Raw genomic sequence first — 917 nt, forward strand, 5'->3', positions numbered from 1 at the left:
TATGGTTATACATGTAGACGACGAGCGAAGCTTCCGCCGAGATGGCTACGAGTTGTCCCGACGCATCTGACTTCGGAGCGTAGCTCGTAGAGGAAGGGACAGTGGCATTTAAGTTGCATACTTTTTTTATCATCGCGGGGTGGAGCAGTGGCAGCTCGTCGGGCTCATAACCCGAAGGCCGCGGGTTCGAATCCCGCCCCCGCAACCAAATAAGCCATTTCAAAAAGCGTACGACACGTATGCTTTTTATTTTATGTACGCCCGGCATGGGTGCGGTGCTATAGGGTGAAAGTCCTGAACGGGGGCTGGCGAGCGCCTAACGTTAGCTGAAGGCAAGGGTGTCCGCCGCGAGGCGGAATCTGAAGGAAGCCGGAGGCAAACACTCGACCTGAGGGACACGAACCCAATTTGAGGCTGTCACAGTCGGATGAGTCTGCATAACAAGATGAAGTCCTAAGCCGCCAAGGGCTGTGGCGGTATATTGGGCAGGTACATGAGTGGAAAGTCCGCACTCTTATCCGGGGAGGCCTGTACGATACGCCTTCTAAGGATGGCAACCAAAATCGAGAGGTTTTGCTGAACGTACAGGAGTCAGCAGAGGCCATAGTACCTGAGTAAGGGACGCCTGAAAAGGGAAGGGCTGAACGTCAATTCAGGGATGGATCAAACTCTTTCGAGACGCAATGCGCTGAAGCAGAATTCCTAACGGAACTCTTTCAAGGAAAGATGGGTGAAGCCCGGAGGACCTTGGATAGAGGGCTGAGCATTGCCCGGCAAGACTTGAACCCCATCCCGCGGAGGGAGAGAGATCTCGATGGCTCTGTTGGAGACGATTCTGTCACGGAACAACTTAATCACTGCCCTCAAACGGGTGGAAGCAAATAAAGGGGCTCCGGGCATCGACGGCGTTCCGACGG

General features: G+C 54.3%; 1 tRNA gene. It reads left to right on the plus strand.

Annotated features, from left to right (window positions below):
- Positions 1-133: 133 nt before the first annotated feature.
- A tRNA-Met gene (locus CCB157_RS17065) sits at positions 134-208 on the plus strand.
- Positions 209-917: the final 709 nt, after the last annotated feature.

Origin of the sequence: Caenibacillus caldisaponilyticus (assembly GCF_002003465.1) — a bacterium.
GTDB classification, from domain to species: domain Bacteria; phylum Bacillota; class Bacilli; order Bacillales; family Sporolactobacillaceae; genus Caenibacillus; species Caenibacillus caldisaponilyticus.